At 71.6% G+C, this 15,444-nt stretch carries 13 protein-coding genes and 2 tRNA genes; 6 read left to right on the top strand and 9 right to left on the bottom strand.

All coding sequences use genetic code 11. The annotated features are described in order from the left end of the window. The first annotated feature begins 240 nt into the window (after positions 1-240). Together ABTY61_RS15305 and wecB are read left to right on the top strand one after the other, a co-directional pair. Positions 241-1,584, top strand: a complete 1,344-nt coding sequence (locus tag ABTY61_RS15305) for an XrtP-associated glycosyltransferase (RefSeq protein ID WP_502895325.1) — start codon at positions 241-243, stop codon at positions 1,582-1,584. A 44-nt stretch (positions 1,585-1,628) separates the two neighbouring features. Beyond that, positions 1,629-2,774 carry a non-hydrolyzing UDP-N-acetylglucosamine 2-epimerase gene (wecB, locus tag ABTY61_RS15310; protein ID WP_350505451.1) on the top strand — a complete coding sequence of 382 codons (1,146 nt, stop codon included), beginning with the start codon at positions 1,629-1,631 and terminating at the stop codon, positions 2,772-2,774. A 54-nt stretch (positions 2,775-2,828) separates the two neighbouring features. Here wecB and ABTY61_RS15315 read toward each other — a convergent pair whose 3' ends face one another. Next, positions 2,829-3,353 (bottom strand): hypothetical protein, encoded by a 525-nt coding sequence (locus ABTY61_RS15315; protein ID WP_350505452.1) that lies wholly within the window; start codon positions 3,351-3,353, stop codon positions 2,829-2,831. A gap of 322 nt (positions 3,354-3,675) precedes the next feature. Continuing rightward, the gene (locus ABTY61_RS15320; protein ID WP_350505453.1) at positions 3,676-6,312 is read right to left on the bottom strand and encodes a valine--tRNA ligase; all 2,637 of its coding nucleotides are present in this window, start codon (positions 6,310-6,312) and stop codon (positions 3,676-3,678) included. A 190-nt stretch (positions 6,313-6,502) separates the two neighbouring features. On the opposite strand from ABTY61_RS15320, the gene ABTY61_RS15325 reads away from it, so the two are divergent. Then, on the top strand, positions 6,503-7,330 hold the full coding sequence (locus ABTY61_RS15325) for a hypothetical protein (protein WP_350505454.1): 828 nt from the start codon (positions 6,503-6,505) through the stop codon (positions 7,328-7,330). An 84-nt stretch (positions 7,331-7,414) separates the two neighbouring features. Beyond that, a complete protein-coding gene (locus ABTY61_RS15330; RefSeq protein ID WP_350505455.1) occupies positions 7,415-8,185 on the top strand; it encodes a hypothetical protein in 771 nt (256 codons plus the stop codon). Positions 8,186-8,268: 83 nt separating this feature from the next. Here the strand turns inward: ABTY61_RS15330 and clpX are convergent, their stop codons facing one another. From clpX to ABTY61_RS15355, 5 genes are all read right to left on the bottom strand, one after another. Beyond that, complete coding sequence (gene clpX, locus ABTY61_RS15335) at positions 8,269-9,558, bottom strand: ATP-dependent Clp protease ATP-binding subunit ClpX (RefSeq protein ID WP_030283761.1); 1,290 nt, start codon at positions 9,556-9,558, stop codon at positions 8,269-8,271. A 247-nt stretch (positions 9,559-9,805) separates the two neighbouring features. Continuing rightward, positions 9,806-10,468, bottom strand: a complete 663-nt coding sequence (locus ABTY61_RS15340) for an ATP-dependent Clp protease proteolytic subunit (RefSeq protein WP_350505456.1) — start codon at positions 10,466-10,468, stop codon at positions 9,806-9,808. Positions 10,469-10,524: 56 nt separating this feature from the next. Next, a complete protein-coding gene (locus ABTY61_RS15345) occupies positions 10,525-11,139 on the bottom strand; it encodes an ATP-dependent Clp protease proteolytic subunit (protein ID WP_329931219.1) in 615 nt (204 codons plus the stop codon). Between the two features lie 278 nt (positions 11,140-11,417). Beyond that, positions 11,418-12,806: a trigger factor gene (tig, locus tag ABTY61_RS15350; protein WP_350505457.1), complete on the bottom strand. Its 1,389-nt coding sequence runs from the start codon at positions 12,804-12,806 to the stop codon at positions 11,418-11,420. A gap of 295 nt (positions 12,807-13,101) precedes the next feature. Continuing rightward, positions 13,102-13,175: transfer RNA gene (locus ABTY61_RS15355), tRNA-Pro, on the bottom strand. Positions 13,176-13,345: 170 nt separating this feature from the next. Here ABTY61_RS15355 and ABTY61_RS15360 point away from each other — a divergent pair. Next, positions 13,346-13,416 (top strand) — tRNA-Gly (locus tag ABTY61_RS15360). A 65-nt stretch (positions 13,417-13,481) separates the two neighbouring features. Here the strand turns inward: ABTY61_RS15360 and ABTY61_RS15365 are convergent. Then, positions 13,482-14,042, bottom strand: coding sequence for a DUF6197 family protein (locus ABTY61_RS15365; RefSeq protein ID WP_350505458.1), 561 nt, complete (start codon positions 14,040-14,042; stop codon positions 13,482-13,484). Between the two features lie 190 nt (positions 14,043-14,232). Between ABTY61_RS15365 and ABTY61_RS15370 the strand changes: the two genes are divergently transcribed. Further along, positions 14,233-15,027 carry a DUF6348 family protein gene (locus tag ABTY61_RS15370; RefSeq protein WP_350505459.1) on the top strand — a complete coding sequence of 265 codons (795 nt, stop codon included), beginning with the start codon at positions 14,233-14,235 and terminating at the stop codon, positions 15,025-15,027. 65 nt (positions 15,028-15,092) lie between these two features. Here ABTY61_RS15370 and ABTY61_RS15375 read toward each other — a convergent pair whose 3' ends face one another. Then, complete coding sequence (locus tag ABTY61_RS15375; RefSeq protein WP_188304780.1) at positions 15,093-15,290, bottom strand: hypothetical protein; 198 nt, start codon at positions 15,288-15,290, stop codon at positions 15,093-15,095. Positions 15,291-15,444 lie beyond the last annotated feature (154 nt).

Below are 15,444 nucleotides of genomic sequence, written 5' to 3' on the forward strand. Positions count from 1 at the left end.
GCGGGGTGAGAACGACCACTTTGCCCCGGCTTTGCCCTGCTTCCCGAGTTTGCTCCCTTTACTATCGATTTAGCGAGCTTTGATAGCAATGAGGCATCGATTCGCAACCCACAGGAGCTGACAGCCTTTGATCACGAGGAGCACTGCGCCATGCCCGACGCCCTGCACGACTGGTTCGTGCTCCGCCAGAACGCCGTCGTCTGGTTCGCCGGACTGATCTCCCTGGCCCTCGTCGGCTACATGGCCTTCGTCTTCGGGCGCTTCCTCGTCTACTGGGCCGGCTCCCGCCACGCCTTCAGGCACAGCCGCCCGGCCCCGCCCGGCGACCCCGCCGCCTTCCAGTGGCACCTCGTGATCCCCTGCCGCGACGAGGAGGCCGTGGTCACCCAGACCCTGGACGGCCTGCGGGCCGTCGCCCCCGAGGCCCACCTGTGGGTGATCGACGACGACAGCGAGGACGCCACCCGCGACCTCGTCCTCGCCGCCGCCGCCCGCGACCGGCGGATCCACCTCGTCCAGCGCCGCCGCCCGCACGCCCGGATCGGCAAGGGCGCCGCGCTCAACGCCGCCTACCGCGAGATCTCCGCCTGGCTCCCCCCGGCCACCGACCGCTCCCGGGTGGTCGTCGGCGTGGTCGACGCCGACGGGCAGCTCGACCCCGGCACCCTCGGCCAGGTCAGCAACCCCAAGGCCCTCGGCCGCCCCGACACCGGAGCCGTCCAGATCGGCGTGCGGATGCGCAACGCCGACGACGAACGCCCGCTGCCCGGCCGCGGCCGCACCGCCAACGCCCTCGCCCGCGCCCTGGTCCGGATGCAGGACATCGAGTTCCAGGCCAACAACGCCGGCATGCAGCTGCTGCGCCGCCGCACCGGCAGCGTCGGCCTCGGCGGCAACGGCCAGTTCGTCCGGCTCACCGCGCTCGACTCGCTCACCGCCGAGGAGGGCCGGGCCGGCCGCCCCTGGCCCGAGCGCGCCCTGCTGGAGGACTACGAGTCCGGCCTCGACCTGCGGCTGGCCGGCTGGCGGCTCACCCACGTCACCGAGGCCCAGGTCTCCCAGGAGGGCCTGATCTCGCTGCGCCGCTTCCTCACCCAGCGCACCCGCTGGGCCCAGGGCAACATGCAGTGCCTGCGCTACACCGGCCGGGTGCTGCGCTCCCCGCACTACACCGCCTCCGGCAAGGCCGAGGTGCTCTACACGTTCCTGCAGCCGGTGGTCTGCGTGCTGCTGGTGCTGCTGTTCCCGCTCTCGCTCGCCATCACCACCGCCGGACTGGTGCTCTTCCCCGCCGAGACCGCCGCATTCCAGCTCCGCTTCGGCCCGTGGATGCTGCTCGCCTTCGTGCTCGCCACGCTGCCGATGGTGTTCTGGGGCCTCGCCTACCGCAAGGTCGCCCACCCGGACCGCGGCCGGCTCACCGGACTGCTCTGGGGCATCCTGGTCTGGCTCTACGCCTACCACCTCTTCGTGGTCGCCACCCGGGCCGCCGTCCGACTGCTGCTCGGCCGCAACGGCTGGGCCAAGACCCGGCGCAACGCCGAGAAGGTCGCCGTCGGCTCCCCCACCGCGCTCGAATCCTGAGCCCCCACTCCCCCACCCACGCGTCGTCCCACCGGAGCCCCCGCATGAGCACGTGCCTGCCCCCGAACAGCGTCGCCGTCGTCCTCGGCACCCGCCCCGAGCTGGTCAAGCTCGCCCCGCTGATCCACGAACTCGGCGACGCCACCCGGCTGGTGCACACCGGCCAGCACTGGGACGAGGCGATGTCCGGCCGCTTCCTGCGCGACCTCGACCTGCCGAAGCCCGAACTGCTCACCGGCGTCGGCGGCCGCCCCCGGGCCGGCCAGATCGCCCAGTCCCTCGGCCAGCTGGACGCCGCCTTCGCCGAGGACCGCCCCGCCGCCGTCGTCGTCCAGGGCGACACCAACGCCACCCTCGCCGGAGCGCTGGCCGCCAACGCCCGGGAGATCCCGCTGGTGCACGTCGAGGCCGGGCTGCGCAGCTTCGACCGGGCGATGCCCGAGGAGCACAACCGGGTGATGGTCGACCACGTCTCCGACCTGCTCTGCGCCGCCACCGAGGAGAACGTCGCCAACCTGCGCGCCGAGTCCCTCGACCGGGGGCGGATCGAGCTCACCGGCAACACCGTCGTCGAGGTGGTCCGCCGTCAGCTGCCGGACCCGACGGCCCGGGCCGCACTGCTCGCCGCGCACGGGCTGCGCCCGGACGGGTACGTGCTCGCCACCGTGCACCGGCCCGAGAACACCGACACCGCCGAGGCGCTCGGCGCCGTGCTCGCCGAGCTGGACCGGATCGCCCGGGCCGGCACCCCGGTGCTGTTCCCGATGCACCCGCGCACCCGGGCCGCCGTCGGGCGCTTCGGGCTGGACGCCCTGCTGGAGCGCCTGGCCGTCACCGAGCCGGTCGGCTACGGCGACTTCCTGGGCCTGGCGGGCCACGCCGCGCTGCTGGTCTCCGACTCCGGCGGCGTGCAGGAGGAGTGCACCGTGCTCGGCCGTCCGCTGCTGGTGGTGCGCCGCTCCACCGAGCGCCCGGAGGCCGTCGACGCCGGCTTCGCCGCGCTGGTGCGGCCCGGCGAGGAGCTGGGCACGCTGGCCCGCGCCTGGCTGTCCGACACCCCCGAGCGGCTGGCCCGGCTGGCCGCCACCCCGAGCCCGTACGGCGACGGCCTCGCCTCGGCCCGGATCGCGGCGCTGACCGCCGCACTGGCCGAGCACGACGCCGCCGCGGCGGCCCCGCTGGCCGCATAGGGCCCGCCCGCTCCGCCTGGTGCGGTAAGTCCCCTTTCCTGCAAGGGACTTGGGTCAGACTCCGGCCCGGGCCTCCGGGACGTGCGCGGCGCCGCCGTGCCGGCGCCGCAACTCGGCGGTGATCTCGGCCAGTTCGCCCTCGGGCAGCAGCGGCAGCATCATCGCGACGCCCTGCAGCAGGCCGCCGAGCAGGTAGGTGGTGTCCGCCGTCGCCGCGACCAGGCCGCGGACCTCGGCCACCCGGCCGTCCGCCACCGCCTCGATCAACTGGGCGGCGTTCGCGGTCTCCTCGTCCACCTGGACCGCGGCGCTGTCCTCCGGGGCCCGCCGGGCCATCGCCCGCAGCACCCGGTCACCGACCTCGGGGGCGTACGCCTTGCGGACGGCCTCGGCGGCGATCCAGGTGAGCAGAGTGGTCACCTCCCGCTCGGCGTTCTCCGCCAGCAGGAGGTCCAGCTCGTGGTCGAACGCGAGCTGGTTGCCGTGCCGGAAGGCGAGCAGCAGGGTCGCCGCCCTGGCCTTGGCCTCCTCGACCGCCTCGGCAGGCAGTTCCTCGGCCAACTCCTGGGTCACCAGCACGCCATGCCCTCCCGTCCGTCGCTCAGCAGGAACGCTCAGCCGAAACACCTTCGGAAACTCCGAGCACACCGTACACATCCGACCTGGAAACTTCCGCGAACGCGCGCGGGCAAGACCGGAATCAATTCGCTCGGAATAGGACCTCACCCGGTCCAGGATGAATATTCGCCGGAAGGGAGCAATGTTGCTGCTCTATTAGGCGTAGCGGCCGTCCTTTCGGACGCGACGAAAACGGCGCGCGGAAAACGGGCGCGCCGGGACAACGCCGAGGGGCCGCACCCCGCGACGCGCGGGGTGCGGCCCCTCCAGGGGCGGTGCGGGCTCAGCCCTGCGGCAGCGCCGCGAGCTGGGCGGTGATCCGGGCGATGTCGGCCTCGGCGGCCTCCTGGCGGCCCCGGATCTTGGCGACCACGTCGTCCGGCGCCTTGGCCAGGAAGGCCTCGTTGCCGAGCTTGGCGGTGGTCTGGGTCTTCTCCTTCTCGGCGGCCGCGAGGTCCTTGGCGAGGCGCTTGCGCTCCGCCGCGACGTCGATGGTGCCGGAGAGGTCCAGCGACACGGTGGCACCGGCCACCGGCAGCGAGGCGGTGGCCGCGAAGCCCTCCTCGGGCGCGGTCAGCCGCAGCAGCGAGCGGATCGCGTCCTCGTGGACGGCCAGCACGGTGCCGGCCAGGTCCAGCTGGGCCGGGACGCGCTGCGCGGGCTGCAGGCCCTGGTCCGAGCGGAACCGGCGGACCTCGGTGACCACCTGCTGCAGCGTGGCGATCTCCGACTCGGCGGCCGCGTCGCGGTAGCCGCTGTCCTTCGGCCACTCGGAGACGACCAGCGACTCGGCGCCGGTGAGCGTGGTCCACAGCGCCTCGGTCACGAACGGGACGACCGGGTGCAGCAGCCGCAGGGTGACGTCCAGGACCTCGCCCAGCACCCGGCGGGAGGCGTCGGCCTGCGGGCCGCCCTTGGCCAGGGTGGTCTTGGAGAGCTCGACGTACCAGTCGAAGACCTCGTCCCAGGCGAAGTGGTACAGCGCGTCCGAGGCCTTGGCGAACTCGTAGTCGTCGTACAGCGCGTCCACCTCGGCGACGGTGGCGTTCAGCCGCGACAGGATCCAGCGGTCGACCGCGGTCAGCTCCTCCGGCGCGGGCAGCGGGCCCTCGACGGTGGCGCCGTTCATCAGCGCGAAGCGGGTCGCGTTCCAGATCTTGTTGCAGAAGTTGCGCGAGCCCTTGACCCAGTCCTCGCCGATCGGCACGTCGGCGCCCGGGTTGGCACCGCGGGCGAGGGTGAAGCGGACGGCGTCGGCGCCGTAGGCGTCCATCCAGTCCAGCGGGTCCACGGCGGTGCCGGAGGACTTCGACATCTTCTTGCCGAACTCGTCGCGCACCAGACCGGTCAGGGCGACGGTCTTGAACGGCGCCTCGCCGTCCATCGCGTACAGGCCGAACATCATCATCCGGGCGACCCAGAAGAAGATGATGTCGTGGCCCGTCAGCAGGACGTCGGTCGGGTAGAACTTCTCCAGGTCGGCGGTCTTCTCCGGCCAGCCGAGCGTGGAGAACGGCCACAGGCCGGAGGAGAACCAGGTGTCCAGGACGTCCGGGTCCTGCACCCAGCCCTCGCCCGTCGGCGGCTGCTCGTCCGGTCCGACGCAGACGACCTCGCCGTCCGGGCCGTACCAGACCGGGATCCGGTGGCCCCACCAGAGCTGGCGCGAGATGCACCAGTCGTACATGTTGTCGACCCAGTCGAAGTAGCGGCGCTCCAGCTCCTTCGGGTGGATCTCCACCTTGCCGTCGCGGACGGCGTCACCGGCGGCCTTGGCCAGCGGCTCGACCTTGACCCACCACTGCAGCGACAGCCGCGGCTCGACCACCGTGTGGCAGCGCGAGCAGTGGCCGACGGCGTGCATGTACGGGCGCTTCTCGGCGACGATCCGGCCCTGCTCGCGCAGCGCGCCGACGACGGCCGAGCGGGCCTCCATCCGGTCCAGGCCGAGGAAGGGGCCGTGCACGGTGATCGCACCGCGCTCGTCCATCACCGTCAGGTTCGGCAGGTTGTGGCGCTGGCCGATGGCGAAGTCGTTCGGGTCGTGCGCGGGCGTCACCTTGACGGCACCGGTGCCGAACTCCGGGTCGACGTGCTCGTCGGCGACGACCGGGATCTCCCGGTCGGTCAGCGGCAGCTTGATGGTCCGGCCGATCAGGTGCCGGTACCGCTCGTCGTCCGGGTGGACGGCCACGGCGGTGTCGCCCAGCATCGTCTCGGCCCGGGTGGTGGCGACGACGATCGAGTCGTCACCGTCGCCGTAGCGGATCGAGACCAGCTCGCCGGGGACCTCCTCGTGCTCCACCTCGATGTCGGACAGCGCGGTGAGGCAGCGCGGGCACCAGTTGATGATGCGCTCGGCGCGGTAGATCAGGCCGTCGTCGAACAGCCGCTTGAAGATGGTCTGGACGGCCTGGGACAGGCCCTCGTCCATGGTGAAGCGCTCGCGCGACCAGTCCACGCCGTCACCGAGGCGGCGCATCTGGCCGAGGATGCGGCCGCCGTAGCTCTTCTTCCAGTCCCAGACCTTCTCCACGAAGGCCTCGCGGCCCAGGTCGTGGCGGGACAGGCCGACCTCGGCGAGCTGCTGCTCGACCTTGTTCTGGGTCGCGATGCCGGCGTGGTCCATGCCGGGCAGCCAGAGCGTCTCGAAGCCCTGCATGCGCTTGCGGCGGGTCAGCGCGTCCATCAGCGTGTGCTGGAAGGCGTGGCCGAGGTGCAGCGCGCCGGTGACGTTCGGCGGGGGGATGACGATCGTGTACGCGGGCTTGTCGCTCTTCGCGTCCGCGGTGAAGTAGCCACGCTCCACCCAGCGCTCGTACAGCTCGCCCTCTACGTCCGCGGGGGTGTAGGTCGTCGGGAGGGTTGCCGCATCGTCCCCGGTGGTGCTCACGGGGCGCTGGTTCGTCGTGTCGGTCACGACGCACAGTTTACGTAACCGAGGGCGCTGGTTACGAACCGCTTTCGGTCCGCGGACTCGGCCCGACCGGGCGCTCCCGCCGCGCGCGCCGTGCGGTAGCGTGCCCGGGCACTCGTCCGGGTGACCGGACGCACACGGACCTACCCATACGAAGATCGGCCGCTGGTGCGGCGGGGGAGCACGAGGACACATGTACGGCCAGGGACAGGGACAGCAGTATCCGCAGCCTCAGGGCCAGCCCTACGGCGGCCAGCCCTACGGCGCGCCGCCACCGCAGCAGCCGTACGGCGCCCCGCAGCCCCAGTACGGGTACCCGCCCCAGCAGCAGCCGTACGGCGCGCCGCAGCCCCAGTACGGCATGCCGCCGCAGGGCCCGTACGGCCAGCCGGGCTACCCGGTGCCGCCGCGCAAGGGCAAGGGCGGCCTGGTGATCGGCCTGGTCATCGGCGCGCTGGTGCTCGGCGGCGGCGGCTTCGCCGCCTGGAAGTTCCTCGGCGGCAGCGACTCGGGCGGCCAGTACAAGCTCAGCGCCCCGCAGACGCTGCTGGACGGCTACGTCCAGAAGTCGGCGACCGAGAAGGCCGCCGACATGAGCAATCCCGAGGTCGCGAAGGTCGGCACGGACCTGCACGGGGTGGTGGCCAGCTACAGCAAGGGCAGCGACGTCAAGAACATGGACTCGCTGTCGGTCATCGGCATCTACGGGAGCATCAACGACCCGAGCCAGATCATCGCCGACTCCAAGAAGGACAGCGGCGGCCTGACCTGGTCCACCCCGATGGCCGACTTCCCCGCCAAGGACAGCCACGCCTCCGACGGCAAGCTCAGCTGCGGCGTCACCAGCATCATCGGCAAGCCCGGCCCGACGGTCTGCGTGTGGGCGGACAAGTCCACCTACGGCCGGGTCACCTTCAGCCACATCAGCCTGAGCAGCGAGGGCACCGACCCGGGCATCACCCCGGCCCAGGCCGCGGAGAAGGCCCGCACCGTCCGCGACGCCATGAAGGTCGCCAAGTAGCCCTGGCACGCCCGGACCGGCTCCGGCCCCGCCGGGCCCACCGGCGACCATCCACACACGCGCCGTCCCGGGAAGGGGCCCCGCATGTCCGATCAGAACCCGTTCGGCCCGCCACAGGCGGATTTCCCGGCACCACCGCCGGCGACCGACCACGGCTACGGCGTCCCGCCGCAGGCCCCGCCGCCCGGCTACCCGGGCGCGCCGGGCGCTGCCGGGGCCTACCCGCCCTACTACGGCGGATACGCACCGGTCCCGCCGCCGCGCCGGTCCCACCGGACCCTGTGGATCGTGCTCGGCACCATCGGCGCCGTCGTGCTGCTGGGCGGCGGCGCGCTGGCCTACGCCGTCTGGGACGCGACCAACAGCGCCGGCACCCAGAAGGTCGTCCTGCCCGAGACCTTCCAGGACCTCACCCGCGACAACGACAGCGCCGTCACCGCCGAGATGGAACGGAGCATGGCCAAGAGCTTCGGCCAGGGCGACGGCGCCTGGAACCCCATCGGCGTGGCCGGGGTGTACCAGGACGCGCAGTCGAGGCAGCAGCTCATCGTGGCCGGCGGCTACGGCAAGGTCCTGCTGCCGAAGGAGCAGCTCGACCAGGCCTTCGCCGGGGCCGGCGGCGGCAAGGCCGACGCGATCACCCAGCGGCACACGGTGGACGCCGGGCCCAAGGGCGGCACCATGGAGTGCGCCGTGATGACCAGGTCCAACCACCAGGCGGGCCTGTGCGTCTGGGCGGACAGCAGCAGCGTGATCCTGGTGGGCCGGGTGCCGGCCCCCGGCACCCGGCCCGACCTGGACAAGCTCGCCACCGACACCCGCGAGCTGCGCGCGGTCGCCGAGGTGCCCAAGTAGGCACGCCGGCACGGCAGTGGCGAAGCGAAGGGGCCCCGCACCGGATTCCGGTGCGGGGCCCCTTCAGGCTGTGGGCCGACGGCTCAGGCGCTCTTGTCGCGGCGCTCGCGCTTGATCATGTCGCGCGGGACGAGGGTGGGGATGGCGTGCTTGGAGACCACGTCCCCGGTGACCACCACGCGGGCGACGTCCTGGCGCGAGGGGACCTCGTACATCACGGACATCAGCACCTCCTCCATGATGGCCCGCAGACCGCGCGCGCCGGTGCCGCGCAGGATCGCCTGGTCGGCGATCGCCTCCAGCGCGTCCCGGGAGAACTCCAGCTCCACGCCGTCCAGTTCGAAGAGCTTGCGGTACTGCTTGACCAGCGCGTTCTTCGGCTCGGTGAGGATCTGCAGCAGCGCCTCGCGGTCGAGGTTGTGCACGCTGGTGATCACCGGCAGACGGCCGATGAACTCGGGGATCATGCCGAACTTCACCAGGTCCTCGGGCATCACCTGGCGGAAGTGGTCGCTGGCGTCCGACTCGCGCTTGGAACGGATGTTGGCACCGAAGCCGATGCCCTTGGCACCCGCCCGGCCCTCGATGATCCGCTCCAGGCCGGCGAACGCGCCGCCGACGATGAACAGCACGTTGGTGGTGTCGATCTGGATGAACTCCTGGTGCGGGTGCTTGCGCCCGCCCTGCGGCGGCACCGAGGCGGTGGTGCCCTCCAGGATCTTCAGCAGCGCCTGCTGCACGCCCTCACCGGAGACGTCGCGGGTGATCGACGGGTTCTCGCTCTTGCGCGCGACCTTGTCGATCTCGTCGATGTAGATGATCCCGGTCTCGGCCTTCTTGACGTCGTAGTCGGCCGCCTGGATCAGCTTGAGCAGGATGTTCTCGACGTCCTCGCCGACGTACCCGGCCTCGGTCAGCGCGGTGGCGTCCGCGATCGCGAAGGGGACGTTCAGCATCCGGGCCAGGGTCTGCGCCAGCAGGGTCTTGCCGGAGCCGGTGGGGCCCAGCAGCAGGATGTTCGACTTGGCCAGCTCGATCGCGTCCTCGCGGCCGTTGCCGCCGCTACGGCCGGCCTCGCCCGCCTGGACCCGCTTGTAGTGGTTGTAGACCGCGACCGACAGCGCCTTCTTGGCGAGGTCCTGGCCGACCACGTACTGGTCCAGGAACTCGTAGATCTCGCGTGGCTTCGGGAGCTCCTCGAAACGGACCTCGGAGGTCTCGGCGAGTTCCTCCTCGATGATCTCGTTGCACAGGTCGATGCACTCGTCGCAGATGTACACGCCTGGGCCGGCGATCAGCTTCTTCACCTGCTTCTGCGACTTGCCGCAGAACGAGCACTTGAGCAGGTCGCCACCGTCTCCGATGCGTGCCACGAGGTGCTTCCCCTTCGCCAGGGGCCCCGCAGGGGTTCCGGGGCCTGGTGCTGTGGACCGTCCGCGCCGACGGCGCTCGGTCTCGCTATCCGACGGTACTCTGCCGGGCCCGTGATTCCGTCCTCTTCGCCGGGTCTGCCCTACGCCCTGGGCGAATTGATACCGAACAGATGCCGTGGCAGCGCCCGCCGACGGGTCGGGGCGGAGCGCGCAACCGGGTGCGCGCCCCGCCCCGACGGTGCCGGCCTCAGGAGGTCAGCGAGGTCTTGCGGGTGGAGATGATCTGGTCGACCAGACCGTACTCCAGGGCCTCCTCGGCGGTGAGGATCTTGTCGCGCTCGATGTCGTCGCGCACCTGTTCCACCGGCTTGTTGGAGTGCTTGGAGAGCATCTGCTCCAGCTGCTCGCGCATCCGGAAGATCTCCTTGGCCTGGATCTCCAGGTCGGACACCTGGCCGCGGCCGGTCTCGGTGTACGGCTGGTGGATCAGGATCCGGGCGTTCGGCAGCGCCATCCGCTTGCCGGGGGTGCCGGCGGCGAGCAGCACGGCCGCGGCGGAGGCCGCCTGGCCCATGCAGACCGTGGTGATGTCCGGCTTGACGTACTGCATGGTGTCGTAGATGGCCGTCAGGGCCGTGAACGAGCCGCCGGGCGAGTTGATGTACATCTGGATCTCGCGGTCCGGGTCCATCGACTCCAGGCACAGCAGCTGCGCCATGATGTCGTTCGCCGAGACGTCGTCGACCTGCGAGCCGAGGAAGATGATGCGCTCCTCGAACAGCTTGGCGTACGGGTCGTACTCGCGGATGCCCTGCGTGGTGCGCTCGACGAAGCGCGGGACGATGTAGCGACCCTCGGCGCGCATGTCCTCGACGCGGGCCTGGGCGGCCGACAGGCTGGGGATGTTCATGGGGGTTCTTGTCCTCCGGGGCGTTGTGGCTGTGGTCTCGTGGGCCGGGCCGAGGCTCAGGCGCCCGTGCCGCCGCCGCCGGGGACGTCCGCGGCGCTGTGCATGATCGCGTCGATGAGGCCGTACTCCAGGGCCTCCTCCGGGGTGAACCAGCGGTCGCGGTCGGAGTCCCGGGTGATCTGCTCGAAGGACTGGCCGCTGTGGAAGGCGATCAGCTCGGACATCCGCTTCTTGGTGCGGAGCAGCTGCTCGGCCTGGATGCGGATGTCCGTGGCGGAACCGCCGAGGCCCGCGGAGGGCTGGTGCATCAGGATGTTGGCGTTCGGCAGCGAGAAGCGCTTGCCCTTGGCGCCGGCGGTCAGCAGGAACTGACCCATCGAGGCCGCCATGCCCATCGCGATGGTGACGACGTCGTTCTTGATGTACTGCATGGTGTCGTAGATCGCCATGCCCGCCGAGATCGAGCCGCCCGGGGAGTTGATGTAGAGGAAGATGTCCTTCTCGGGATCAGCGGCCAGCAGCAGCAGCTGCGCGGTGATCTTGTTGGCGATGTCGTCGTCGACCTGCTGGCCGAGGAAGATGATCCGCTCGTTCAGGAGCCGGTTGTAGACCTGGTCACCCAGGCCGCCGAGCACGTCACCAGAGGCGGCGTGCGGCGCCATCGGGCCCATCTGCATCTGCGGGAACGTCACTTAGCCACCTGCTCAGTCGATTTGGACGGTCGCCGGGCGGCCGTCACGGTGTCGCACAGCTTCCGGGTATCACGTCGTGATTGTTGCTGTCCAAGGACCCTAACGCGCAGGCCCGGCCGCAGAATCCCTCACGCAGAACTGTTCGCTGTGAGCGCAGGGTCGCGGGGGCGGCGGAACGCCCGGCGGGGACGACAACGGGCCCGGACACCGTACGGCGTCCGGGCCCGTTGCAGCGCTTCAGGGGGCTACCGGGGCACTCAGGCCTCGGTGGTCTCCTCGGCAGCGGCCTCGGCGGGGGCCTCGACGGTCTCGGCCGTCTCGTCCTCGTCGTCGAAGTTGATCTCGTTGCCCTCGGTGTCGACGACCTTGGCGGCCTCGACCACGGTGGCCAGCGCCTTGCCGCGGGCGACCTCGCCGACCAGCAGCGGAACCTGGCCGCCCTGGACGACCTGCTGGGCGAACTGGTCCGGGGTGAGGCCGGAGCCGGCCGCACGGCGGATGAGGTGCTCGGTGAGCTCCTCCTGGTTAACACCCAGCTCCTCGTTCGCGACGATCTGGTCCAGGACGAACTGGGTCTTGATGCCCTTCTTCGCCTGCTCCTCGATCTCCGCCTCCCACTCCTCGCGGGTCTTGCCCTGGGTCTCCAGGTAGGTGTCGATGTTGAGGCCCATCGGCTCGAGCTGGTGGTGCTCGAGGTTGTGCTTGCGGGTCTCGATCTCGTCCTTCAGGAGCTTCTCGGGGTACTCGATCTCAACCAGCGCGAGCAGGGCGTCGAGGACCTTCTCCTGGGCCTGGGTGGCCTGGTCGTACTCCTTCATGCGCTCCAGGCGCTTGCGGGAGTCGGCGCGCAGCTCCTCCAGGGTGTCGAACTCGCTGGCCAGCTGGGCGAACTCGTCGTCCAGCTCCGGCAGCTCCTTCTCCTGGACGGCGGTGACGGTGACGGTGACCTCGGAGGTCTTGCCCGCCTGGGTGCCACCCTTGAGCTCGGTCTCGAAGGTCTTCTCCGCGCCGGCCGACAGGCCGAGCACGGCCTCGTCGATGCCGTCGATGAGGCGGCCCGAGCCGATCTCGTAGCTGACACCGGTGGCGGTGCCGTCCTCCGGCACCTCGCCGTCGACCTTGGCGATCAGGTCGACGACCACGATGTCGCCCTCGGCGGCGGCGCGCTCGACGTCCTTGACCGAGGAGAAGCGCTCGCGCAGCTGCTCCAGCGACTTGTCGATGTCCTCGTCGGAGACGGCGATCGGGTCGACGGTCACCTCGATGGAGGAGAACTCCGGCAGGGTGATCTCCGGACGGATGTCCACCTCGGCGGTGAACTTCAGGTCACCGCCGTCGGCGATCTTCTCGACACCCTCGATGTTGGTGATGTCGGGCTGGCCGAGGACCTCGATCTTGCCCTCGTCGACGGCCTGCGTGTAGAAGCGCGGCAGGGCGTCGTTGACGGCCTCTTCCAGCACGGCACCGCGGCCGAAGCGCTGGTCGATGACGCGAGCCGGGATCTTGCCCTTGCGGAAGCCCGGAACCGTGACCTGCTGGTTGATCTTCTTGTACGCCGCGTCGAGGCTGGGCTTGAGCTCCTCGAAGGGCACCTCGACGGTGAGTCGAACCCGGGTCGGGTTCAGAGTCTCGACGGCGCTCTTCACGGTTTGGTCTCCTATGGCTTGCGGTCAGGTTGTCTCCGCCCGCCCCGCACGCCCGGCCGGAGCCGGAACGGGTGGGTCGGACGAGACGGGCGATGGGCGCGGTTGGAGCTGCATCTCCCGTGTGGGTGGACGGTGAGCTTGACTCCTCGCCCTCGTGCGGTTGACCTGGGTTGACGCCACAGGGACTACCGCCAGCGCCCCATCCTACCGGTACCACGAAAGGCGGACGCCAGACGCCACCGTACCCCCGAACAGAACAGGGCCCCGCCCCGGTGGGCGAGACCCTGCCGCACTGTCGGGGTGACCGGATTCGAACCGACGGCCTTCCGCTCCCAAAGCGGACGCGCTACCAAACTGCGCCACACCCCGTGGTGCCGAGAGGAAGCGTACACGCCGGGCCTGTACGGCTCGTCGACTTATTCGGGGCACGGCGCGAGCGCCGCGGAAGAGGGTCCGCGCGGAATGCGGTGTGCACAGGAGCGACCGGACCAGGTACGCTGTCTCCCGAACTTCCGGCCGGGAACGGCTGGGGGGGTCGCGCGGGCGTAGCTCAATGGTAGAGCCCTAGTCTTCCAAACTAGTCACGCGAGTTCGATTCTCGTCGCCCGCTCTTCCGATCCGGCCCCGGTGCGCAACAGCGCACCGGGGCCGTCGGCGTTCCCGGGGCCGCGCCGCTCAGAGCCCCAGCCGGGCGGCCCGGGCGGCGGCCCGGTCGAGCAGCTGGTGGACGTCGCCCTCCCGGGTGGTGGGGCGGTCGTTGTACTCGTCCGGGGAGCGCGCCGGGCGGCCGGTGGCGTGCAGCACCTCCATCAGCTGGACCCGGCCCGCCCGCACGGTCGCCGGGGTGCCGTAGCCGTACGCCAGGACGGCGGCCTGGGCGCCGAGCAGGCAGACCCGCCCGGCACCGTCCCACATCGCGCCCTGCAGCCAGCCGTGCACGCCGATGTAGCGGGAGGCCAGCCGCAGGTGGTCGGCGGCGGTCACCGGGACGGGCCGGGCGGGGCGGCGCAGCGCCCGGTCGAGCAGGGTGGCCCTGGGCTCCGGGTGGCCGGCCTGCCAGGGGCGCAGGGTGCTCCCGTAGCGGCAGACGTACGGCCCCGGGGTGCGGGCGGGGGCGGGCAGCGAGGCGAGGTAGGCCTCGACCTCGGCGACCAGGCCGGAGCCGTCCGGGCCCGCCAGCAGGTCCGCGAGTGCGGTCGGGTGCGGCGCGGGGGGCGTCGGGGCGGTGCGGGCCATGCGGGCTCTCCAGGCGGGCGGCGGTCGGGTTCCGCTCACCAAAGTGGGGCATCCCGGACATTTCCGCGACCGCAGGGAGAAGCCGTCCGCACGGTTTCCCGCACGGCGGTCTGGCCGATAGCCTCGGCGGCGTTCGAGCGCAGTTCGAGCGCCACCCCTGGCGCCGCGCTCCCGAGGTGGAGGAGTCCCGGTGGGTCCGCAGGAGCGACTGGCGGTCATACAGCGCTGTGTGGTCCGGGAGATGGCGCGACTGGGCCAGGACTTCCACCCGGACGGCGAGGTGGTGCGCGGCCCCGGGACCACCGCGGTGGCGGTGCGCGAGCACCCCGGGGAGGACGGCGGCGCCGGGCACGTGGACCTCGGCTTCGTGCTGCAGCTCGGCCGGGCGGACGCCCCGGTGGTGTGGGACTGCGCGCCCGGCCTCGGCAAGACCGAGGAGGAGAAGCTCGCGAACGCGGTGAAGATGTGGGCGACCACCACCGCCTCGGTGCTGGTCGAACTGGCGGACGGGCGCGGGGTGCACGCCGACCGCCCGGACCTGCCCGAACTCCCGGGCTGGCGGGCGGTGCAGGGGCCGGCGGCGGTGTTCGGCTTCGGCAACGAGCACCTGGCGGCCTGGCTCGCCGAGCACCGGGTGCTGCCCGCGCTGGCGCCGGCACTCGGCCGGGAGCTGACCGGGCCGGGGCCGGTCGGGGTGAAGCTCTTCCTGGGCGGGAAGGCGGGGGACGACGTCGCCGAGGTCCGGGTGGGCGGCGAGGTGTCGGAGGCGGCCTCCGCGGCGCTGCGCGCGCTGGACTGGCCGCGCGGCGAACGGCTGTGCTGGGCGCGGCTGTTCGTGCTGCTGACGGCGGAGCGGGCCGCGCCGGTCACGGCCTGGCCGACGGGCGCCCCGGCGTCCGCACCGGTGCGTGCCCCGGCCCCGGCGGCGGCGCGCCCCCGGGGTCTGTTCGCCCGCTGGCGGGAGGCCCGGCGGGCCGGCCGGTAGCTGTGACCCGCCCGCTCGCCCCGAACCGAAGGGGCGGGCGGGAGCCGTCCGTCGGCCCGGCCGGGTCAGCCCCCGGTGATGCTCGAGATGCTGTGCGCCAGGTTGGCCAGCAGCGAGTTGATCGAGGTTGCCATCGTGGTCTCGTGCAGCATGAAGCCGAACAGGGCGGCGACGATCGCGTGCGGGATCTTCAGCTGCTTGTTCCGGATGAAGATGATGCACAGGATCGCGAACAGGACCAGCGCGGAGACGGAGAGTGCCACCCGGACTCACTTCCTCGTTTCATAGCGTGGCGCCGCCGCCCGGCGGCACCTGCGAAGCCGGACCCCGGCTTGTCCGACGGTCCCGAGGCGGAATCGCGGACCGTCCGGCGCAGCGCCGGCGAGGGAGTACGCGTCGGCCCGCTGTCTGGTGTGC

Source organism: Kitasatospora sp. NPDC096128, from assembly GCF_040303105.1.
Taxonomy (GTDB): Bacteria; Actinomycetota; Actinomycetes; order Streptomycetales; family Streptomycetaceae; genus Kitasatospora.